At 59.7% G+C, this 21,993-nt stretch carries 22 protein-coding genes; 16 read left to right on the top strand and 6 right to left on the bottom strand.

From position 1 onward, the window contains the following. Positions 1 to 6: 6 nt before the first annotated feature. The 13 genes from argJ (at position 7) to ACR3E4_RS07820 (ending at position 13,225) form a co-directional block, all read left to right on the top strand. Positions 7 to 1,233, top strand: coding sequence for a bifunctional glutamate N-acetyltransferase/amino-acid acetyltransferase ArgJ (gene argJ / locus ACR3E4_RS07880; protein WP_480535019.1), 1,227 nt, complete (start codon positions 7 to 9; stop codon positions 1,231 to 1,233). Continuing rightward, positions 1,230 to 1,628 carry an 8-oxo-dGTP diphosphatase MutT gene (gene mutT / locus ACR3E4_RS07875; protein WP_170334201.1) on the top strand — a complete coding sequence of 133 codons (399 nt, stop codon included), beginning with the start codon at positions 1,230 to 1,232 and terminating at the stop codon, positions 1,626 to 1,628. Before argJ ends, mutT begins: the two co-directional genes overlap by 4 nt. A gap of 1 nt (position 1,629) precedes the next feature. Further along, positions 1,630 to 2,034 (top strand): hypothetical protein, encoded by a 405-nt coding sequence (locus tag ACR3E4_RS07870; RefSeq protein ID WP_480535021.1) that lies wholly within the window; start codon positions 1,630 to 1,632, stop codon positions 2,032 to 2,034. A gap of 237 nt (positions 2,035 to 2,271) precedes the next feature. Further along, a complete protein-coding gene (locus ACR3E4_RS07865) occupies positions 2,272 to 4,245 on the top strand; it encodes an AMP-binding protein (RefSeq protein WP_480567072.1) in 1,974 nt (657 codons plus the stop codon). A gap of 67 nt (positions 4,246 to 4,312) precedes the next feature. Further along, positions 4,313 to 5,131, top strand: coding sequence for an ABC transporter ATP-binding protein (locus tag ACR3E4_RS07860; RefSeq protein WP_480535025.1), 819 nt, complete (start codon positions 4,313 to 4,315; stop codon positions 5,129 to 5,131). Between the two features lie 29 nt (positions 5,132 to 5,160). Continuing rightward, a complete protein-coding gene (locus ACR3E4_RS07855; RefSeq protein ID WP_480535027.1) occupies positions 5,161 to 6,147 on the top strand; it encodes a branched-chain amino acid ABC transporter permease in 987 nt (328 codons plus the stop codon). 3 nt (positions 6,148 to 6,150) lie between these two features. Beyond that, positions 6,151 to 6,408 carry a hypothetical protein gene (locus ACR3E4_RS07850; protein WP_170542606.1) on the top strand — a complete coding sequence of 86 codons (258 nt, stop codon included), beginning with the start codon at positions 6,151 to 6,153 and terminating at the stop codon, positions 6,406 to 6,408. 3 nt (positions 6,409 to 6,411) lie between these two features. Continuing rightward, positions 6,412 to 7,488 (top strand): branched-chain amino acid ABC transporter permease, encoded by a 1,077-nt coding sequence (locus ACR3E4_RS07845; RefSeq protein WP_480535029.1) that lies wholly within the window; start codon positions 6,412 to 6,414, stop codon positions 7,486 to 7,488. A 72-nt stretch (positions 7,489 to 7,560) separates the two neighbouring features. Further along, complete coding sequence (locus tag ACR3E4_RS07840; protein WP_480535031.1) at positions 7,561 to 8,844, top strand: ABC transporter substrate-binding protein; 1,284 nt, start codon at positions 7,561 to 7,563, stop codon at positions 8,842 to 8,844. A gap of 109 nt (positions 8,845 to 8,953) precedes the next feature. Further along, a complete protein-coding gene (locus ACR3E4_RS07835; RefSeq protein WP_480535033.1) occupies positions 8,954 to 9,787 on the top strand; it encodes an ABC transporter ATP-binding protein in 834 nt (277 codons plus the stop codon). Between the two features lie 19 nt (positions 9,788 to 9,806). Then, complete coding sequence (locus tag ACR3E4_RS07830) at positions 9,807 to 11,024, top strand: phenylacetate--CoA ligase family protein (protein ID WP_480535035.1); 1,218 nt, start codon at positions 9,807 to 9,809, stop codon at positions 11,022 to 11,024. Positions 11,025 to 11,129: 105 nt separating this feature from the next. Beyond that, on the top strand, positions 11,130 to 12,794 hold the full coding sequence (locus tag ACR3E4_RS07825; protein ID WP_480535037.1) for an ABC transporter permease: 1,665 nt from the start codon (positions 11,130 to 11,132) through the stop codon (positions 12,792 to 12,794). An 80-nt stretch (positions 12,795 to 12,874) separates the two neighbouring features. Continuing rightward, entirely contained in the window at positions 12,875 to 13,225 is a 351-nt protein-coding gene (locus tag ACR3E4_RS07820) for a DUF2794 domain-containing protein (protein ID WP_480535039.1), read from the top strand. A gap of 3 nt (positions 13,226 to 13,228) precedes the next feature. Here the strand turns inward: ACR3E4_RS07820 and ACR3E4_RS07815 are convergent, their stop codons facing one another. The 3 genes from ACR3E4_RS07815 to ACR3E4_RS07805 all read right to left on the bottom strand — a co-directional run bounded on the left by ACR3E4_RS07815 (position 13,229) and on the right by ACR3E4_RS07805 (position 15,956). Next, positions 13,229 to 14,110, bottom strand: coding sequence for a C40 family peptidase (locus ACR3E4_RS07815; RefSeq protein WP_480535041.1), 882 nt, complete (start codon positions 14,108 to 14,110; stop codon positions 13,229 to 13,231). Then, the gene (locus tag ACR3E4_RS07810) at positions 14,107 to 15,489 is read right to left on the bottom strand and encodes a leucyl aminopeptidase family protein (protein WP_480535043.1); all 1,383 of its coding nucleotides are present in this window, start codon (positions 15,487 to 15,489) and stop codon (positions 14,107 to 14,109) included. Before ACR3E4_RS07810 ends, ACR3E4_RS07815 begins: the two co-directional genes overlap by 4 nt. 65 nt (positions 15,490 to 15,554) lie before the next feature. After that, positions 15,555 to 15,956 carry a hypothetical protein gene (locus ACR3E4_RS07805; RefSeq protein WP_480535045.1) on the bottom strand — a complete coding sequence of 134 codons (402 nt, stop codon included), beginning with the start codon at positions 15,954 to 15,956 and terminating at the stop codon, positions 15,555 to 15,557. Positions 15,957 to 16,087: 131 nt separating this feature from the next. On the opposite strand from ACR3E4_RS07805, the gene ACR3E4_RS07800 reads away from it, so the two are divergent. Continuing rightward, positions 16,088 to 16,738 (top strand): carbonic anhydrase, encoded by a 651-nt coding sequence (locus ACR3E4_RS07800; protein ID WP_480535047.1) that lies wholly within the window; start codon positions 16,088 to 16,090, stop codon positions 16,736 to 16,738. 95 nt (positions 16,739 to 16,833) lie between these two features. Further along, positions 16,834 to 17,364 (top strand): SRPBCC family protein, encoded by a 531-nt coding sequence (locus tag ACR3E4_RS07795; protein WP_480535049.1) that lies wholly within the window; start codon positions 16,834 to 16,836, stop codon positions 17,362 to 17,364. Positions 17,365 to 17,415: 51 nt separating this feature from the next. On the opposite strand, the gene ACR3E4_RS07790 is transcribed toward ACR3E4_RS07795, so the two are convergent. Continuing rightward, a complete protein-coding gene (locus ACR3E4_RS07790; RefSeq protein ID WP_480535051.1) occupies positions 17,416 to 18,294 on the bottom strand; it encodes a LysR family transcriptional regulator in 879 nt (292 codons plus the stop codon). 96 nt (positions 18,295 to 18,390) lie between these two features. On the opposite strand from ACR3E4_RS07790, the gene ACR3E4_RS07785 reads away from it, so the two are divergent. Beyond that, positions 18,391 to 19,698 carry an aminotransferase class I/II-fold pyridoxal phosphate-dependent enzyme gene (locus ACR3E4_RS07785; protein ID WP_480535053.1) on the top strand — a complete coding sequence of 436 codons (1,308 nt, stop codon included), beginning with the start codon at positions 18,391 to 18,393 and terminating at the stop codon, positions 19,696 to 19,698. A gap of 112 nt (positions 19,699 to 19,810) precedes the next feature. Here the strand turns inward: ACR3E4_RS07785 and ACR3E4_RS07780 are convergent, their stop codons facing one another. Further along, positions 19,811 to 20,833: an aspartate-semialdehyde dehydrogenase gene (locus ACR3E4_RS07780; protein ID WP_480535055.1), complete on the bottom strand. Its 1,023-nt coding sequence runs from the start codon at positions 20,831 to 20,833 to the stop codon at positions 19,811 to 19,813. Positions 20,834 to 20,946: 113 nt separating this feature from the next. Continuing rightward, entirely contained in the window at positions 20,947 to 21,981 is a 1,035-nt protein-coding gene (locus tag ACR3E4_RS07775) for a glycosyltransferase family 4 protein (protein ID WP_480535057.1), read from the bottom strand. Positions 21,982 to 21,993: the final 12 nt, after the last annotated feature.

Here is a 21,993-nt window from a genome sequence, read left to right as displayed (position 1 = left end):
GTTTCCGTGGCGACGATTACCAAGGTCTCTCCGCTGGCCCCGGCGGGCTTTCCCGATCTGCCCGCCATCGACGGCGTGCGTTTTGCCACGGTCGAGGCAGGCGTGCGCTATCAGGGCCGTACCGATGTGATGCTGGCGGTGCTTGATCCGGGCACTTCGGTGGCCGGGGTCTTCACCCGCTCGGCCACCCGCTCGGCCCCTGTTCTGGATTGTCAGGACAAGATCGGCGGGTCCAGTGACGGGCCTGCGGCGATCCTTGTGAACTCGGGCAATGCCAATGCCTTTACCGGCCATTACGGCCAGACCTCGGTGGCCGAGGTGACGCAAGCCGTCGCCAAAGCCACCGGCGTAGCGGTCGAACGGGTGTTTACCTCGTCGACCGGCGTCATCGGCGAACCACTGCCGCATGACCGCATCGTCGCACAGCTTGAGACGCTGAAAACGGGCCTCAGCCGTCACGCTATCGAGGACGCGGCGCGGGCGATCATGACCACCGATACCTTCCCGAAGGGGGCTTCCGCTCAGGTCGAGATTGACGGCAAAACAGTCTCTATTGCGGGGATTGCGAAGGGGTCCGGCATGATCGCGCCCGATATGGCGACGATGCTGGTCTATATCTTCACCGATGCGCAGGTGGATCAATCCGCGCTGCAGGCGATGCTGGGCGCGCAGACCGACCGCACCTTCAACTGCATCACCGTGGACAGTGATACCTCGACCTCGGACAGCCTGCTTCTGTGTGCTACCAGTGCGTCGGGTGTCGATGCCACTGGCAACGCCGCTTTTGCCGAAGCTCTGGAAAGCGTCATGCTGGACCTCGCGCAGCAGGTGGTGCGCGACGGCGAAGGGGCCACGAAGTTCGTAGAAATTCGTGTGACCGGCGCCGCCACGGACGCCGACGCAAAGACCCACGGGTTGGCCATCGCCAATTCCCCACTGATCAAGACCGCCATTGCGGGTGAGGATCCGAACTGGGGCCGCGTGGTCATGGCCATCGGCAAATCCGGGGCCGCCGCCGACCGTGATCTGCTGAGCATCTCCTTCGGAGACATTCTCGTCGCTGAAAAAGGCTGGGTCAGCCCCGACTACCGCGAGGAAGACGCTGCCGCCTACATGAAAGGTCAGGATCTGGTGATCGCCGTCGATCTGGGATTGGGCGAGGGCGCATCCACCGTCTGGACCTGCGATCTGACCCACGGCTATATCGAGATCAACGCGGATTACCGCTCGTGAAAACAGTTTTGGTATCTGCCGTCGCCCTGATCGACATCGAGGGCCGCGTCCTGCTGGCCCAACGCCCCGAGGGTAAATCCATGGCCGGTCTCTGGGAATTCCCCGGCGGCAAGATCGAACCCGGCGAAACCCCCGAAGCCGCGCTGATCCGCGAGTTGCACGAGGAACTGGGCATCGATACCTGGGCCTCCTGCCTCGCGCCGCTGACCTTTGCCAGCCACAGCTATGACGATTTCCACTTGCTTATGCCGCTGTTTGCCTGTCGCAAGTGGGAGGGGATACCGCAGTCGAAGGAAGGTCAGGCGCTGAAATGGGTGCGCGCGAATGATCTGCGCAATTACCCGATGCCTGCGGCGGATGTGCCGTTGATTCCGATTCTGAGGGATTGGCTATAGGATGAATCCCCGATTTTCATTGATGTTTGCTTGCCTGTTTGCGTTCTTAGCTTTTGTGTCCGTTACCTCTGCTTCGGCCGAACAAATCGAACTTGATTGGAACTCGGTGGAATTGGGGTTCTTCGAGAAACTTGATGATGCCGGCGAGGTAAAAAATGGTCTAGCTGTTTATGTCCCGGGCAGTCGAGTCGCTACCGCTGATGACTTTCAGGTCGTCATCCCTGAATTTTGTAATTCACGACTTGAAGGAATCCTGAGCTTTGCAAAACAACTCGAAGACTCGTCTGAAGTGTCTTTGTTAAAGCTACAGATCGATTTCTACGGCCCAAAGTTTGGCGAGGATCAAACTTATATTGGTAGTGCGATGACCATAGATTTATCAAATGAGAAGTGCTCGCTAAAATGAAGTTCAGCGGCTGTCATTTAATCTCCTAAGAACTGCAGATTGTTAACAACGTACATCTTGTACAAAACGAAACATCCCCCCTCCACCCCTGTTACAATTCGTAAGAATTGAGAAAACATCAGGCAAAACTTGACGCTGATCCTTCTCGCGTCCCTTATCGGGGCATTGGCGTCCGGGGCCTGACCCGGACCCGCCATTTCCGGCCCGGGGAGGGGCCGGATGGGGAGGAGAAAGAGATTGGCTCAGACGCAGTCGGGCGCTGAAGGGGTGCACTCCCTTCCGGCGCTGTTACACCGCAATGTCATGCAGTTCGGGGATGCCCCGGCTTATCGTGAAAAGGAATTCGGCATCTGGCAATGCTGGAGCTGGGCCGAGGCCGCCAAGGAAATCCGCGCCATCGCGCTGGGGTTTCTGGAAATCGGTGTTGAACCGGGCGACCATATCGCCGTCATAGGCCGCAACCGTCCGGCGCATTACTGGTCGATGGTTGCCGCGCAGATGGTGGGTGCGGTTCCGGTGCCTCTGTATCAGGACTCGGTCGCCGAAGAGATGGCCTATGTGCTGGAACATTGCGGTGCGAAATACGTCGTCTGCGGTGATCAGGAGCAGGTCGACAAGGTCATCGAGATTCAGGAAAACCTGCATCAGGTCAAACACATACTCTATACCGACAAGCGCGGGATGCGGAAATACGACCACTCGCAAATGAACGCGCTTGAGGACATCATGGCCGAAGGCAATGCCGGTCACGCGCGGTTCGATGCGGAGCTGGACAAACGTATCGCTGCGATCACTTATGACGACACCTGCGTGATGCTGTACACCTCGGGCACGACCGGCAAGCCCAAGGGCGTGGTGCTGTCGAACCGCAATGTCATCGAGAGCGCTAAGAATTCCGCTGAGTTCGATCACTTGACCCGGAGTGAAGATATTCTGTCCTACCTGCCGATGGCGTGGGTGGGGGATTTTATCTTCTCCATCGGTCAGGCGTACTGGTGCGGGTTCTGCGTGAACTGCCCCGAAAGCGCCGACACGATGATGACCGACCTGCGCGAGATCGGACCGACCTATTTCTTCGCCCCGCCGCGCGTGTTCGAGACGCAGCTGACCAATGTGATGATCCGGATGGAGGACGCGGGTAAGCTGAAGCAGCGTATGTTCCACCACTTCATGGCGCACGCCAAGAAGGTCGGAGGGCTGCTACTGGACGGCAAGCCGGTGGGTTTCGGCGACCGGTTAAAATACGCGCTGGGCAATCTGCTGGTCTACGGCCCGCTCAAGGATACGCTGGGCTATGGCCGCTTCCGCGTGGGCTATACGGCGGGCGAGGCGATCGGGCCGGAGATCTTTGATTTCTATCGCTCTTTAGGCATCAACCTGAAACAGCTGTATGGCCAGACCGAGGCGACCGTATTCATCACCGTGCAGCCCGACGGCGAGGTGCGCGCCGATACCGTTGGCGTACCCGCACCGGATGTCGAGCTGAAGATCGATGACAAAGGCGAGATTCACTATCGCTCGCCCGGGGTGTTTGTGGAGTATTACAACAACCCCGACTCCACCGCGTCGACCAAGGATGCCGAGGGCTGGGTGGCCACCGGAGATGCCGGGTTCATCGAGGAAAGCAGTGGCCATCTGCGCATCATCGACCGGGCCAAGGATGTGGGCAAGATGGCTGACGGCTCGATGTTTGCGCCGAAATATGTTGAGAACAAGCTGAAGTTCTACCCGGATATCCTTGAGGTTGTGCTGTTCGGCAACGGCAAGGATCGCTGCGTTGCTTTCATCAATATCGACCTGACGGCGGTGGGGAACTGGGCGGAACGCAACAACGTGGCCTATGCCTCATATCAGGAGCTGGCGGGCCATCCGCGTGTGTTAGAGACGATTAAGGCCCATGTGGAAGAGGTCAACAAGTCGGTTGCCGCCGATGAAATGCTGTCGGGCTGTCAGGTGCATCGCTTTGTGGTGCTGCACAAGGAACTGGATGCTGATGACGGCGAAATGACCCGGACCCGCAAGGTGCGGCGCGGCTTTGTCGAGGACAAGTTCAGCGACATCATCGCGGCGCTCTACGACGGGTCGTCGAGTGTTTCGACCACAACCGAGGTTACTTACGAGGATGGTCGCAAGGGCTCTATTTCTGCGACGCTGGAGATCGTCGACGCACCGGTTGTGCCGGTCGCTCAGCACAAGGTGGCGGCGGAATGACGCGCGCCGCTCGACCTGTGGTCATCGCCCCGCCCGCCATCCCGTTTTTCGTGTCAGGGAGGTTCTGATGCTGGATAATTCCGAAGGTTATGTCACCGAGGACGGTCGCAAGATCGGCGGCGTGGTGATGGAGATGAAGAACATCACCCTGCGCTTTGGCGGTGTGGTGGCGATCAAGGATATCTCGTTCGATATCCGCGAGGGTGAGATCCGGGCCATTATCGGGCCGAACGGGGCGGGCAAGTCCTCGATGCTGAACGTGATCTCGGGGTTCTATGTCCCGCAAGAGGGTGAGGTCTGGTTTCACGGCGCCAAACGCCCGCCGATGCGGCCCTTTGAGGTGGCGCAGCAGGGCATTGCGCGGACGTTCCAGAACATCGCTCTGTTCGAGGGGATGAGCGTTCTGGACAACGTGATGACCGGGCGCCTGAGTTTCATGAAAACCAACATTCTGCAGCAGGCGCTGTGGAAGGGAAAAGCCGAGGCGGAAGAGACGGAAAACCGAGAGGCGGTCGAGAAGATCATCGATTTCCTTGAGATTCAGCACATCCGCAAGACGCCTGTTTCCCGCCTGCCCTACGGCTTGAAGAAACGCGTTGAACTGGCCCGCGCGCTGGCGGCGGAACCGAAACTGCTGCTGCTGGATGAGCCGATGGCCGGGATGAATGTCGAGGAGAAAGAGGACATGAGCCGCTTTATCCTCGACGTGAATGACGAGTTTGGCACCACCATCGCGCTGATCGAACATGACATGGGCGTGGTGATGGATCTGAGCGACCGCGTGGTGGTGATGGATTACGGCAAGAAGATCGGTGACGGTACACCGGACGAGGTGCGCAGCAATCAGGAAGTCATCGACGCCTATCTGGGGGTCAGCCATGACTAAGGCCTTGGCAGAATTGGGGAGGGGCTGACATGCCTGAACAACTCGTATTTGCGATGGAGGTTATCCTCAACGGTCTGATGGCCGGGGTGCTCTATGCGCTGGTCGCGCTGGGCTTTGTGCTGATCTACAAGGCGTCGGGGATTTTCAATTACGCGCAAGGGGTTATGGCCCTGTTCGCGGCGATGACGCTGGTCGGGATCATGAACGGTCAGGTGCCGTTTGCGCATCTGATCAATGCCACTTTCGGCACCCATGTCTATAATTTCGGATGGAACGTGCCGGCGCTGCTGGCAATTCTGCTGACTATGGCGGTGATGGTGCTGCTGGCCTGGGCGGTGCAGCGGTTCGTCATGCGCCATCTGGTAGGGCAGGAGCCGATCATCCTGTTCATGGCCACCATTGGTCTGGCCTATTTCCTTGAAGGTGTGGCCGACCTGATGTGGGGGTCGGAAATCAAGACACTGGATGTGGGTCTGCCGCAGGGCATCAACCTTTGGATTGACGAGACCACCTTCAACATCTTCGATTACGGCTTCTTCATCGACAATCTGGATATCGTGGCGACGATCATCGCGGCGCTGCTGGTGGCGGCTCTGGTCGCGTTCAGCCATTATACCAAGCAGGGCCGGGCGATGCGTGCGGTGGCGGATGACCATCAGGCCGCACTGTCGGTCGGGATTTCGCTGAACTTCATCTGGATCATGGTCTGGTCGGTGGCCGGGTTTGTGGCTCTGGTCGCGGGCATCATGTGGGGCACCAAGTCGGGCGTGCAGTTCTCGCTGAGCCTGATCGCGCTCAAGGCGCTGCCGGTGCTGATGCTGGGCGGGTTTACATCGATCCCCGGTGCCATCGTCGGGGGTCTGATCATCGGTGTGGGCGAGAAGCTGTTCGAGTTCGCCATCGGACCGATGGTCGGCGGCGCGACCGAGAACTGGTTTGCCTATGTTCTGGCGTTGATCTTCCTCGTGTTCCGGCCACAGGGCCTGTTCGGTGAGAAGATCATCGAGAGGGTGTAGTGCATGACCAAGCTGATTGCCATCATCAACGTGATCGCATGGGCGGGGTTCTGGGCTTTCGGCTACATCGCCCTGACGTCCAGCGATCTGAGCGAAGGCCAGCTTGTGATTGCGGTGCTTCTGGCCTTTGCCGGATTGGTCATGGGCGTTCTGGCCTACATGAAACTGGTGCGCGCCTCCGAGGCGACCGGATATGCCAAAGGGTCCAATCAACTGGATGCCGCTGCCCGCAACCGGGCGCAGGAAGAATGGGGAAAGTAAGATATGTTCTATCGTGAGGCCGGGGATTTCAAAACCTCATACACCGCCGACAGCCAGACTTTCCCGATCAAGTTCGACAGGTATCGGTATTACGTCGTACTGGCGGTGGCGTTCGGGATCATTCCGTTCATCATCAACGACTATTGGGCCAACGCGCTGCTGCTGCCGTTCCTGATCTATGCCATCGCTGCGATCGGGCTGAACATTCTGGTGGGCTATTGCGGGCAGGTCAGCCTGGGCACCGGCGGGTTCATGGCTGTGGGGGCTTATGCCTGCTACAAGCTGATGACGGCCTTTCCCGATGTCAGCATGTTCATCCATGTGATCCTTGCAGGCGGCATCACCGCCATCGTGGGGGTGCTGTTCGGCCTGCCATCGCTGCGGATCAAGGGCTTCTATCTGGCGGTGGCGACGCTGGCGGCGCAGTTCTTTCTGGTGTGGCTGTTCAACCGGGTGCCGTGGTTCTACAACTACTCGGCTTCGGGCCAGATCAACGCGCCGGAACGCGACGTGTTCGGGATCATCATCACCGGTCCGAATGCTCCGGCCTGGGCCACCTATCTGTTCTGTCTGATCTTCCTGACAGTGTGCGCCATCATCGCGCGCAATCTGACGCGCGGCACGACGGGGCGCACATGGATGGCAATCCGTGACATGGATATCGCGGCCGAGATCATCGGGGTGAACCCGCTCAAGGCCAAGCTGACCGCCTTTGCCGTCAGTTCCTTTTTCGTGGGCGTCGCGGGCGCGCTGTTCTTTGCGGTGTATCTGGGCGCGGTCGAGGTGGGCGAAGTGTTTGGCATCCAGAAATCGTTCCTGGTGCTGTTCATGGTGATTATCGGTGGATTAGGGTCTATTTTCGGTTCCTTTGCGGGCGCGGCCTTTCTGGTGCTGCTGCCGGTGGTTCTGAAGGTGGTCGGCGTCGATGTGCTGGGCTGGCCCACCGATATCGTGGCGCATCTGCAATTGGTGATCGTCGGTGCGCTGATCATCATGTTCCTGATCCTAGAACCACACGGGCTGGCGCAGCTGTGGCGCGTGGCGAAAGAGAAACTCAGACTCTGGCCGTTCCCGCACTAGGGACCGGCCCAACCAGAAGACGGGTGCAAAACCCGAACTCAACATCGGATCAATTAAGGGAGGAGACACCCGATGAACAAGAAACTGGCAACCCTGGCGCTGGGTGCGCTGATGGCCTCGGGCCCCGCACTGGCGGATCTGGTGATCCCGGATCTCAGCTATCGCACGGGGCCCTATGCGGCGGGCGGCATTCCGTTCTCGGACGGGTATAACGACTATTTCACCCTGCTGAACGAGCGTGACGGCGGTATCGGCGGTGTTCCGGTGCGCGTGGTCGAATGCGAGACCGGGTATAACACCGAAAAAGGTGTGGAATGCTATGAATCCACCAAGGGCGAAGGCGCGCTGGTGTATCAGCCGCTGTCGACCGGGATCACCTATCAGTTGATTCCCAAAGTGACCGCCGATGGCATCCCGCTTCATACCATGGGCTATGGCCGGACATCGGCTGCAAACGGCAAGGTGTTCAGCAATGTGTTCAACTATCCGGCCAACTACTGGAACGGTGCGTCGGGCGCGATCAACTACCTGCTGGATGAAAACGGCGGCGATCTGAGCGGCAAGAAAATCGCGCTGGTCTATCACAACTCGGCCTACGGCAAAGAGCCGATCCGCACGCTGGAGATGCTGGCCGAGAAACACGGCTATGATCTGACGCTGCTGCCGGTCGACCATCCCGGTCAGGAACAGAAGTCGCAATGGCTGCAAATCCGCCGTGAAAAGCCCGACTATGTGGTCATGTGGGGCTGGGGCGTGATGAATCAGGTCGCGGTTCAGGAAGCCGCCAACATCCGTTTCCCGATGGAAAACTTCATCGGTGTCTGGTGGTCGGGTGCCGAATTCGACGTGGAACCGGCAGGTGACAAAGCCACGGGCTATAAGGCGCTGACCTTCACCGGTCTGGGCGACGACTACCCCGTCTATGACGATCTGCGGAAATACGTTGTCGATGGCGGCAAGGCTGCCGGTGCTGGCGACCAATTGGGCGCCGTTCAGTATAACCGCGGCCTCTATGCGGCGATGCTGGCCTCAGAGGCCATCAAGACCGCGCAAGAGATGCACGGTGTCGCCGACATCACCCCTGCGATGATGCGGGACGGTATGGAAGCGCTGGAAATGACCAACGCCAAGATGGAAGGGCTCGGCATGGCCGGGTTCGGACCTGAATTCTCGGTCAGCTGTGACAACCACGGCGGTCCGGGTCTGGTGGGTGTCGTGCAGTGGGATGCGTCGACCGGAAGCTGGAACCAGATTCAGGAGTTCAAGCCGACCGACGCAGAGGTGATTGGCCAGTTGATTGCAGAAGATTCTGCAGCTTACGCGGCCGAAAACAACATCTCGCCGCGTTGCGAATAAGCCTAACGCGTCCCGGAGCGATCCGGGACGCCCAGACAACCGGAGCGGCGGGCTGCCTGCCGCTTCTTACGAACCGCCCCTTCCGGGGCAGGCATGAGGACACGCGCTGATGCTGGATGCGGCACAAACCACTGACGTGCAGGCGGAAACCCTGCTTGAGGTCAACAATATCGAGGTGATCTACAACCATGTGATCCTCGTGCTGAAAGGCGTCAGCCTGACGGTGCCCAAGGGCGGTATCACGGCCTTGCTGGGTGGCAACGGTGCGGGCAAGACAACCACGTTGAAGGCCGTGTCGAACCTGTTGCATTCGGAACGGGGCGAGGTCACCAAAGGCTCGATCAAATATCGCGGCGAGAGTGTGCACGAAAGCGACCCGGCTGCGCTGGTCGAAAAGGGCGTCATTCAGGTGATGGAAGGCCGCCACTGTTTCGAACACCTCACGGTCGAAGAAAACCTTCTGACCGGTGCTTATACCCGCAAGGACGGAAGCGCTGCGGTCCAGCAGGATCTGGAGCTTGTTTACAATTACTTCCCGCGCCTCAAGGAACGCCGCCGGTCACAGGCCGGGTATACCTCGGGCGGGGAACAGCAGATGGTTGCGATGGGACGGGCGCTGATGTCACGGCCCGAGACCATCCTTCTTGATGAACCCTCGATGGGTCTGGCCCCGCAGCTGGTCGAAGAGATTTTCGGCATCGTCAAGGACCTGAACGAAAAGGAAGGCGTGTCCTTCCTGCTGGCCGAACAGAATACCAATGTGGCGCTGAGGTTTGCCCATTACGGATACATTCTGGAATCGGGCCGCGTGGTGATGGACGGCCCCGCTGCTGAACTGCGCGAGAACCCGGACGTCAAGGAATTTTACCTCGGCATGTCGGACGAAGGCCGCAAAAGCTTTCGCGACGTGCGCTCATACCGCCGCCGCAAGAGATGGCTGTAAGCGGGTGGAGGATATTTCGATGACCTATTTCGACGAACTTGAAACCCGATCCACCGATGAACGTGCTGCCGATCACGCGCGCGCCTTGCCCGCCCAGATCGCGCGCGCGCAATCGGCCCCGGGCTACGCGGATATCCTGGCTGGGGTCGACGCGACTGCTGTGACCAGCGCCGAAGCACTGGCCAAACTGCCGGTGTTGCGCAAATCCGATCTGACGCAGGCGCAGGGCACGCGCCCGCCCTTTGGCGGCTTTACCGTCAAACCGGCGCGGCATTTCCAGCATGTGTTTCAGTCGCCGGGCCCGATCTATGAACCCGGCAGCACCGATCAGGACTGGTGGCGGATGGGCCGCTTCCTGAACGCCGCCGGGGTTGGTCCGGGCGATATCGTGCAGAACTGTTTCGGCTATCACCTGACCCCCGCCGGGATGATTTTCGAAAGCGGCGCGCAGGCTGTTGGGGCGGTCGTGCTGCCTGCGGGTACGGGCCAGACCGAGCTTCAGGTGACCGCCGCGCGCGACATTGGCTGCACCGCGTATGCGGGTACGCCGGATTATCTGAAGATCATCCTCGACAAAGCCGACGAGATGGGCGTTGCCCTGCAGTTTTCGAAGGCCGTTGTGGGCGGCGGCGCGCTGTTCCCGTCTCTGCGCCAGGAATACGCGGACCGGGGCATTGCCTGCCTGCAATGCTATGCCACTGCCGATCTGGGCAATATCGCCTATGAGTCCTCTGCGATGGAAGGGATGATCATCGACGAGCATGTGATCGTCGAGATCGTCACCCCCGGCACCGGAACGCCTGTCGCGCCCGGTGAGGTGGGTGAGGTCGTGGTCACCACGCTCAACCCCGACTATCCGCTGATCCGCTTTGCCACTGGGGATCTGTCCGCGATCATGCCGGGCGCGTCCCCTTGTGGTCGGACCAATCTGCGCATCAAGGGCTGGATGGGCCGTGCCGATCAGACCACCAAGATCAAGGGTATGTTCGTCCGCCCCGAACAGGTCGCGGCGCTGGTCGACAAGCATGACGAAATCGTCAAGGCGCGGGTCATCGCCGCCCGTCAGGGCGAGATGGATACCATGACCGTCCAGATCGAAAGCCCCTGCGAGAATGACGGCGCCTATGCCAAATCCGTGGTCGAGGTGCTGAAACTGAAGGGCGCGGTCGAGGTCGTGGCACCGGGTTCCTTGCCCAAGGATGGCTTGGTAATCGAGGATCAGCGCGTCTACGAATAGCGGTCTGCGGCGCTGTGTGCCGCAGATTTGTTGGCCTGCCCACTGGTGTTTCTTAGCATTTTGGTCGATTAAAGGCAGACCCTGCGGGATTATCAGTCAGACGCCATGGCCGAAGTCGAATATTCAGAACACGGAACGCACAATCGCGGTGCATTTGGTACGCGCCTTGTCGGCGGCATTGCCTATGTTGTGGCCGCAGCCTGCCTGCTGCCAATGGTGGCGGTTGTTCTGGCTGCCGTAACTGGCGGGACCGACACGATTTCCCATTTGTTAGAGACTGTTTTGCCGGGATATGCACTGACCACAGCCATCCTCGTGGTGCTGGTCGCAGCGGGCACATTCTCGATCGGGGTAGGCGCTGCGTGGCTGGTCACGATGACCCGCTTCCCCGGGGTGCGGTTTCTGGAAATCGCTCTGGTCCTGCCGTTGGCCTTCCCGGCCTATGTGCTGGCCTATGCCTACACGTTCATCCTGGATCACCCCGGAATCGTTCAGGCCACGCTGCGGGATGTGACCGGCTGGGGCCCGCGCGACTATTGGTTCCCCGAGATCCGCTCGACCGAGGGCGCGGCGGTGATGCTGATCCTCGTGCTCTATCCATATGTCTATTTGCTGGCTCGCGCGGCGTTTCTGCAGCAAAGCGCCACAGCGTTTCTGGCTGCCCGCGCGCTGGGCAATGGCCCGTGGCACGCCTTCTGGCGCGTCTCTTTGCCCATGGCCCGCCCGGCGATTGCAGGCGGCGTCTTGCTGGCCGTGATGGAGACCATCGCCGATTTCGGCACTGTCGCCTATTTCGGCGTGCAGACCTTTGCCACTGGCATATACACTAGCTGGTTCTCTATGGCCGACCGCGCTGCGGCGGCGCAACTGGCCTTGTGTCTGCTGGCTTTTGCGCTGGTCATGGCGGTGACCGAACGCACCCAGCGCGGCAAGGCCAAATACTATCAGGCGGGCAAACGCCACGCGGTTCTGCCTGCGGCACAGCTGAAGGGCTGGCAGTCGCTTGCTGCATTTCTGCTCTGTGCCATTCCGGTCCTGTTCGGGTTCCTGCTGCCGGTGGCGATTCTGGTGCAGATGGGGCTTGAATCCGAGCAGAACCTGCTGTCGCGCCGCTATGTCGGGTTTGTTCAGAACTCATTGACGCTGGCAGGCACGGCCGCCGTGATCACGGTCAGCGCAGCGGTCTGTATCGGCTTTTTCCAACGCCTCAGACCCGGGCGCGGGTCGGCCACTGCCGGATATCTGGCGCGTCTTGGCTATGCGGTGCCGGGTGGAGTGATCGCGGTCGGCCTGATCGTGCCCTTCGCAAGCTTCGACAATGCGCTGGACGCGTGGATGCGCCAGACCTTTGACATATCGACCGGGCTGCTGGTCACCGGCTCGATCTGGCTGCTGATTGCGGCCTATATGGTACGGTTTCTGGCTGCCGCGCTCAGCGCTTATGAGGGCGGGCAGAGCACGGTTCACGCCAATATGGATGCTGCTGCACGGTCGCTGGGCCAGACCCCGCTGGGAACGTTGCGCCGGGTGCATCTGCCGATCCTGACGCCGTCGCTGCTGACCGCTTTGCTGATCGTCTTTGTCGACGTGATGAAGGAATTGCCTGCCACCCTGATCATGCGCCCGTTCAATTTCGACACGCTGGCGGTGCAGGCCTATCGGCTGGCTTCGGATGAACGGCTGGAAGGCGCGGCGGTGCCGTCGCTGGTTATTCTGGCCGTAGGGCTGCTGCCGGTGATCCTGATTTGCCGTCAGGTCGGGCGGCGTTAACCCTTCACAGCGCTTCAAAAATACCACACCCGTTTTGCGTCGGGCTTGATTCGAGCGCGATTTCCGGCAAGGCTTGTGACATGAACATGCAGCCTCCCAGCCGGTTCGGGTCCGGCTCTGCCCAGATGCCGGTCGCCTTTGACCGGCGCGAGATGTCTCAAATCCTGTCAGTCTATGGCCGAATGGTCGCCGCCGGCGAATGGCGCGATTACGGGATTTCGAATTTGCGGGACATGGCGGTGTTTTCGATCTTTCGCCGCACGGCGGAACATCCGATCTATCGGGTCGAGAAACACCCCCGCCTGCGGCAGCGGCAGGGTATGTATTCGGTGATCGGCATGGACGGGCGCATCCTGAAACGCGGGCACGACCTGCGCGCCGTCCTGCGCGTGCTCGAGCGCAAGCTGATCCGCTCGGTCGACCTTGATTAGAGTCTAAAACTCAGGGTGTCGGGCATATCCCGTTACCGCTCCGAATTCTCTTTGACCGATACGCGCAATGGCCTCCTTCAGAGGCTCTTTGGCAACAGCCATGTGATATGCGTTCGAATGCAAAAGCGTGTCGTGATTCAGCATCATGCCCACGTGACCTTTCCAAAACACCAGATCGCCACGACGCAGATCAGGTTTTGAGATCGGCCTAAAGAACTCAGATTGCATGTCGGCGTCGCGTGGGCAGGGCAATCCGCAGGACTGAAACGCAACCTGAACCAACCCCGAACAGTCAATCCCAAGCCCTGTGTCACCGCCATAGAGGTAAGGGGTCGCAAGAAACTGTTCTGCGACGCTCACAGGGTCTGACGCCACCCAGTCCAATTCGGCCAGCTGTGTTTCGCGAATATACCGAGGCGTCGGGATATGACCCTCTTCCTTCACGCAAACCCAGCCGGTTGACCTAATGGCGTTTTCGCGGTCCGGGTCACGGCGTGGCCAGTATTCAACGTAAGTCCCAAAAGGCAGAACACGTTCATTCGCGTTTTTGGTCACATCGGGGCGTTGCAGCGACACTGCACGCGGAACGCAAACCCGATGCGTTGGTTGAATCGGACGTCTCTGTATTTCGTTGTGCACCCATCCGACATAGCCATCTTTTTCGCGAAACCCGAACAAGTCGTTCTGCGCCCTGTCCAGGATGATGAACACTTCACCACACACCATTTGGCACTGACGGCTGCCATCGGGTTTATCCAGAACGTCCCGTACAAAGGACTGAATGCGATAGGGTTCACCGTCCGTAAAAACCTCGGCCTCGACCTGACCTTTCAGCAATGAATGCGCGACCCGGCCGTTGAACGGCAGCAACCTGCGATCCGTCATAGTTCTAAAATCTCCGGCAGGGCGGTCAGCAGCGCGCGCGGGCCTTGTCCCAGCCCGCCCTTGCTGCGCCCCGGTTCTTTGCTGCGTTGCCAGGAATAGATGTCGAAATGCATGTATCGGCTGTCACTGGCAAAGCGGCGCAGGAACAGCGCGGCCGTGATCGAGCCCGCAAACCCGCCCGACGGTGCGTTGTCCAGATCGGCGATCCCCGGTTCGATCAGCGCCTCATAGGGATCATGAAACGGCATCCGCCAGACCGGATCAGCGGCAGACCGGCCCGCCCGCGCCAGCGCATCCGCAGCCCCGTCATCATCGGTATAGAACGGCGCCAGATCGGACCCGACAGACACCCGCGCCGCCCCGGTCAGTGTCGCAATCGAGATCACAAGGTCCGGCTTGCCCTCGTCTGCCAGCGCCAGCGCGTCGGCCAGCACCAGACGTCCTTCAGCATCGGTGTTGTTGATCTCGACCGTCATCCCGTTGCGGGCGGTCAGGATATCACCGGGGCGGAAGGCATTGCCCGCCACCGCGTTCTCGACCGCCGGGATCAGCACGCGCAGCTGCAGGTTCAGCCCCAGCTTCATGATCATCTGGGCCAGCCCCAGCACATTGGCCGCGCCGCCCATGTCCTTTTTCATCAGACCCATCGACGCGCCGGGCTTCAGGTTCAGCCCGCCAGTGTCGAAACAGACGCCCTTGCCCACCAGCGTCAGTCTGGGCCCGCTGTCGCCCCAGTTCAGCTCGATCAGACGCGGCGCTTGCGCTGCGGCACGCCCGACCGTGTGGATCATCGGAAATCCCTGTTCCAGCAACGCATCGCCAGTGATGACCGTGCAGCGTGCGCCGCAATCTTTGGCCAAAGTCTCTGCCGCATTCTGCAATTGCTCAGGGCCCATATCCGAGGCGGGCGTGTTCACCAGATCCCGGATCAGCCGCTCGGCATTGGCCAGGGTTTCGATCCGCGCGGCATCAACGCCATCCGGCGCCACCAGCCGGGCCCTGCCCGCCGAGCCGGACGCATAGCGGTCAAAGGCGTAACCGGTCATCAGCCAGCCGAAACACTCGGCCTCCAGCACCTCGGCCGGAACGCCCGAGGCGATGCGATAGGTGCCCTTTGGCAAGATGTCGGCGGCGGCCGCCAGTGGAAACCGCTTGCGCGCACGTTTGCCGGCGTTGCCATATCCTGCCAGCGCAATCTCGGGTACCCCATCGGCACCGGGGATCAGCAAGGCTTGCCCCAAAGCGGCGGTAAAGCCATTTGCTGCGATCCAGCTTTGCACCCGGTCAGGTTGATCCGCCAGCCATCCGTCAAACTCGGACTGGTCCAGAACATGCAGCGGTAGCGCAGGATCAGAGGGTGGGGCGAAGGATAGGGTCATAGGCATCTCGGCTGGTTCATGTCGAGCCCAGACTAGCCGCCTGCGATCCGCCCGCAACCCCCCATTCAGACCGAAAGGTCCTGCTGATCCCAGACCGCCGTCAATGAGCGTTCACCGACCCGGATCAGGCGCCCCAGCGTGGCCCCGGTGGCCACCGCATCACCGGAATCGACGGCCTGAGCGACGTCGCCCGCCACACGGGCCAGCACCGTCATTCCGATCTGATCCGCAATCGCCACCAGAGACCGTGCGCATTTGCGCAATCCAGCCCAGTCCCGCTGCCGCCAGAACCGTTCGCAATTCGACAGTCGCACCGCCAGTTCTTCGACCGTGCGGCACAGCACGTCCATCGCATTCGAGTCGCCCAGCTGGTGATACAGGCTGCTCAGCCGGTCCGGATCCAGACGCACGGATTCTTTCTGTTCAAGCGTGATTATCTTTTCCACCACATTTACCCCAATTCTCATCCCCCCACGGCATGGCGTCACCTTGCCATCACATATCTTTGCAATTCCTTGCGCCGTACCGGGATAATGTCTCGAATTTTGCGCGAATTCAGGTTAGAGAGCGGGTCAGTTAGGACCATGGGAACATCAGAATGAACTTTGCCAAGCCATTGCCAAACTATCTGGTCAAACGATACCACGGCTGGAAAGCGACAACTTACTCGGAAAATCAGGTTTGGTATCGCAGACTTGCGACCGAGGGGCAGCGCCCGCGGGCGATGGTGATTTCCTGCTGTGACAGCCGGGTGCATGTGACCTCGATGTTCGGCGCGGATCAGGGGGATTTCTTCATCCACCGCAATATCGCGAACCTTGTGCCGCCTTATCTGCCCGACGGCGATCACCACGGTACAAGCGCCGCCATCGAATATGCGGTCACCGCGCTGAAGGTGGCGCATCTGATTGTTCTGGGCCACTCTCAATGCGGCGGTGTGCAGGGCTGTATCGATATGTGCAAGGGGCAGGCCCCGCAGCTTGAGGACAAAAGCAGCTTCGTCGGGCGCTGGATGGAAATCCTGAAACCCAAGTTTGAACTGGTCGCCGATATCGAGGACGGCATCGATCAGGCCCGTCAGTTTGAACGTCATGCGGTTGTTGCCTCGCTCGAAAACCTGATGACCTTCCCCTTCGTGTCCTCGGCGGTCGAAGCCGGCGCGCTCAGCCTGCATGGGTTGTGGACCGATATCGGTGAAGGCGGGTTGGAATGCTATGATCCAAACGAGAAGAAATTCGTCACCGTCTGATCAGGCGGATCGCCGACGGCGCAGAACTGTGCTCTGAAAAACTGTCGTTATTTGGTATGATCCGGTTATCCTTTGTCTGATATCGGATCATACTCATGCGATTGATCAAACGAATTTTTGTCTTTCTTCTGGTGATTGTCGTGACTCTGATCGGGGTCTCATACCTGTTGCCCGGCAAGGCCGAAGTGTCGCGCAGTATCACCATAGACGCCGCACCCGCTGCGATCTTTCCCTATGTGAACTCGATGCAGGAGACCGAGAAATGGTCGCCCTGGCTGGCGCGTGATCCTGAGACCAAGCTGAGCTATAGCGGCCCCGACGCAGGCGTCGGCAACACCCTGAACTGGAGCTCGGATCACCCGCAGGTCGGCACCGGTTCGCAGGAAATTGTTGAAAGCGTCGAGAATCAGCAGGTGCGCACTGCGCTGGATTTCGGCCCGATGGGCCGGGCTTCGGCCTCGTTCGTGTTGCAGCCTGACGGGGCGGGCACGCAGGTCATATGGGGTTTTGAGAGCGATCTGGGCCTGAACCCCATGTCCCGCTGGATGGGTCTGATGATGGATAAGTGGGTCGGCGGCGACTATGAGCTGGGGCTGCAGAATTTGAAGGTGCTGGTTGAAGGGTAAGTGTGAAGGCGTGAGTTCGCGCGAAACGCGGTGACTGCTTTGAATCCTCACTCAAACCGACAGCAAAGCGACGACCTGATCCGTTTCGGGCCTTCGTCGTGACGGCTGTGGCATCTCGATCATCAGAGATCGATCCGTCTGGCAAGACTGCGTATGCGCAAGCGTTAACGTTCCCGATGCCAGGGCGTCTTCGATCAGACACAAATGCCCGATCAGGACACCTGCGCCAGCTTTGGCCTCTTCCACGGCAAGGCTGTAGAGCGAGAACTGAGGGCCGCTTTGATCATCGCGAAGATGACAGCCAGTTTCGCGGGACCAGATGGCCCAATCGTCTTTCCAGATCTGATCGTGCAGCAATGGAACGTCTGCAAACCCGTTTGCTTTTTGAATACGATCCAGAAGCGCAGGCGCACAAACCGGCGCTATCGTATCCTGACTGACCTCAATTTGGTTTGGCGAGCGGCCCGGCGGGGCAAAAAAGATCGACAGATCGAACAGTTCACGTGCAAGGCTTGGTGGGGTTTCCATGGCGGTGACGGAAAAACTGACCTCAGGCAGGCGCGCTCTGATCTGACGCAATCGTTTGGGCAACCAGAGCTGGGCGATGCTTGGCAGGGCTGCGATATGAAAGTCTGCCTTTGGCTTCAGGTTGCGCAGCGCGCGGGCCGCGTCGGCCATTTGGTCAAAGGCGGCGGTGAAATCCGCGACTAGAGAATGCCCCTCAGGTGTAAGTTCAACCCCTTGGGCATTGCGACGAAAGAGCGGCGTGCCAGCCCAACCCTCCAGCGCTTTGATGTGCTGAGAGATCGCGCCCGGCGAAACGCTCAACTCGTCGGCGGCCGCAACAAAACTGACGTGGCGCGCAGCTGCCTCGAACGCGCGCATGGCATTCAGGGGTGGTCCCTTTGGGCGTTTGGGGGCAACGCTCATTTCTTTAGCCTTAGTTTTTCTACGCCAAGAAATAGCAATTCTGCTTTGCGATGTCACGCCACAGCGGTCAGACTGAGAAAAACAGGAGATCGTCAAATGACACTTGCACAAAGAGATTGGGTGCCTGCGACAAGCGAAACTTTGGTTCAGGACATCGCGACAAAGACCGCATCGACGCCATCGGGCGATCTGTTGGCCCGAATCGAGGATCTGGCTGAGGAAAACCGACGCATTCACGAAAAAGAGTGCTTTAACCTCAACCCGGCAACAAATGTGATGAACCCCAGGGCCGAGGCACTGTTGTCTTCGGGTATCGGGTCCCGCCCCTCGCTGGGATATCCCGGTGACAAGTACGAGATGGGGCTGGAGGCAATTGAAGCGATCGAAGTCATCGCTGCCGAGCTGTGTGCCGAAGTATTCGATGCCCGATTTGCCGAAGTTCGGGTGCCTTCAGGCGCTATTGCCAACCTCTATGGTTTTATGGCGACGTGCCAAGCGGGCGATACAATAATCGCTCCGCCTGCATCGATTGGCGGGCATGTGACTCACCATTTGGCTGGGTGCGCGGGGCTTTTTGGTCTGCGCACCATCGAAGCCCCCGTAAATGCTGACGGTTACACCGTCGATCTGGATCAATTGCGTAATCTGGCGAAGGCGGAAAAGCCCAAGCTGATCACGATCGGCGGGAGTCTGAATCTGTTCGAACATCCGGTGGCCGAAGTCCGCTCGATCGCGGATGAAGTTGGTGCAAAAGTTATGTTCGACGCTGCCCATCAGTGCGGTATCATTGCCGGGCGTGCGTGGTCTAACCCGTTGAAAGAGGGTGCGCATTTCATGACCATGAGCACCTACAAGAGCCTCGGCGGTCCGGCCGGTGGTCTGATCGTTTCGAATGATGCCGAAATCGCGAAAGCGCTGGACACAATCGCCTTCCCCGGCATGACCGCCAACTTCGACGCCGCCAAGACAGCAGCGCTTGCGGTCACCATGCTGGATTGGAAAGAATTTGGTGCGGCCTACGCGCAAGAGATGATCGCGCTGTCGAAGGCGTTGGCCGAAGCACTGCATGCGCAGGGTGTTCCTGTCTTCGCAGGAAGGGATGGCTTTACCAATTCCCACCAGTTCGCGGTTCTGGCAAAACCGTTTGGCGGTGGTCAAACGGCATCGAAATTGTTGCGCAAAAACGGGTTTCTGTCCTGCGGAATTGGCTTGCCCGTCGATCCTGTCGAGGGTGACATGAACGGCCTTCGGATCGGCACACCCGAATTGGTTCGCTGGGGCATGACCGCTGACGATGCAGCGCGTTTGGCCAGCCTGATCAATCGAGGTCTGAGTGATGAGCCTGTACTGTCGGAAGTGTCTGCCTGGCGTCGCGAGTTTGACAGGCTCTGTTTCGTGAATTGAGTACAGCGTGGCTCAATGCGCATATCTCACGAATGCTTCGCCCATCCATAAATCAGAAAACCCCGCTGGCAGTGCAGCGGGGTTTTGTTAATCGGGAATATGGGAAAGGATCTCAGCCCTTTTTTAGAACCTCACGGCCCAGCAGTTCGGCGATTTGCACTGCGTTCAGAGCCGCGCCCTTGCGCAGGTTGTCCGAGACACACCACAGGTTTAGGCCGTTTTCGATGGTCGAATCCTGACGGATACGGCTGATGAAGGTGGCGAAATCGCCCGCGCATTCGATCGGCGAGACGTAGCCACCGGCCTCGCGCTTGTCGATCACCATGATGCCTGGTGCTTCGCGCAGGATGTCGCGGGCTTCGTCTTCGTCCAGGAATTCCTCGAACTCGATATTCACGGCCTCGGAGTGGCCGACGAAGACCGGAACGCGGACGCAGGTGGCTGTGACCTTGATCGACGGATCGACGATCTTCTTGGTCTCGACAACCATCTTCCACTCTTCCTTGGTCGAGCCGTCTTCCATGAAGACGTCGATCTGCGGAATGACGTTGAAGGCGATTTGCTTCTGGAACTTCTTCGGCTCAACCTCGGTGGTGGGGTTGTAGACGGCCTTGGTCTGATCCCAAAGCTCGTCCATGCCTTCCTTACCGGCGCCCGAGACCGATTGATAGGTCGACACGACAACGCGCTTGATCCTGGCGCGGTCATGCAGCGGTTTCAGCGCGACAACCATCTGCGCGGTCGAGCAGTTGGGGTTGGCGATGATGTTCTTGTTCTTGTAGTCGTGGATCGCTTGCGGGTTACATTCCGGCACGATCAGCGGAATCTCCGGGTCATAGCGATAGAGCGACGAGTTATCGATCACCACGCAGCCCGCCGCCGCCGCCTTGGGGGCGTAGACTTTGGTGGCCTCGGACCCCACGGCAAACAGCGCCATGTCCCAGCCGGTGAAATCGAAAGTGTCCAGATCCTTGGTAGTGAGTGTCTTGTCGCCAAAAGTCACCTCAGTCCCCAGCGAACGACGGCTTGCCAGAGCAGCAAGTTCATCGACGGGGAACTGGCGTTCTGCCAGAATGTTCAGCATTTCGCGGCCCACGTTGCCCGTGGCGCCGACGACTACGACGCGATAGCCCATTTCATGTCTCCAAAGTTAAGGACGCGCGTTCATAGCTGCGTTGCGGCGAAGAAAAAAGGGCCTTTGGGGCATATTCTGCCCGCTCACACCGATTTGTCGCGATTGCCGGGCCTTTAGTTCGTGTCCAGAAGCTGCCGATAGATGTTCACGATCGCCTGCGCCTCGCCTTCGATTCGAAAATTCTGTTCGACATGGGCGCGGGCGGCTATCCCCGCAGCGGCCAGCGCGGCGCGGTCCCACAGCATATCCTGCAGCGCCTCAGTCAGAGCTTGGGCGTTGTCTTTTTCGACTAGCCGTCCGGTCTCACCATCCTTGATCTGCGCACTGAATGCGCCCACCCCGTGGCAGGCAATCGCAGGCACGCCCGAAGACATCGCCTCGAGCGGGGTCAGTCCGAACCCTTCGTGCCGGGCAGGGGCGACAAACAGGTCGAGCGCGCGGTAGGTCTCGACAATTTCGTCCCAGGGGCGTTCGCCCAGAAAGTGAACGCGGTCGTCAAGCCCGGCTTCTTGGAGCTTTTGTTCCTGTTCGGCCTGAAACGCCTCGAATTCTTTGGCGGTGCGCCCGGTGAAGATCACATGGGCATCCGGATGGTCAGGCAGCACCTGAAGGGCAGCATCCACCAGCAGGTCGACCCCTTTCTGGGGGCGGATACGGCCAAAACAGCCGATCAGCACTCCTTTGGGCAGGTCGAGTTTCTGACGCAGGGCCTGCTTGTCCGGCTCCGGATGAAGCAGTTCGGTGTTCACCCCATGCATGATCACCGTCGAGGGGTGCTGAAGAAACGATGCCGCCTGCGGCGTCGTGGCGATCAGCGCGTCCATCTTGTTGATCAGCCATTTGGTGAACCCGGAATGGTCCCGCTGGGCCGCCGAGGTGAACAGCAGTTTGTAATTGCGCCGGAATACCGCGCGCAGGATCAGGCCCATCAGCATCTCGGTATTGCGGCGCGCGTGCCAGACCCGTTTGCGATTGGGCAGGAACAGCAGTTTCCAGAGACTGATATGGGGCAAATCCCCGGGCAGGCCGGGGCCGGTGGCGCGGATACCGATCATGTTCTGCTGGATCGGCAACAGTCGGATCACCGTGGTCGTCACGCCCGACAGGGAATGCTTCAGATTGGGCGCAATCACCTCAATGTCCTGCACGGGGGGCCTCCG

It is taken from the genome of Ruegeria sp. AP11 (genome assembly GCF_056535865.1).
Note: the sequence above shows the minus strand (reverse complement) of the source record. Positions and strands in the feature narration are given on the sequence as shown.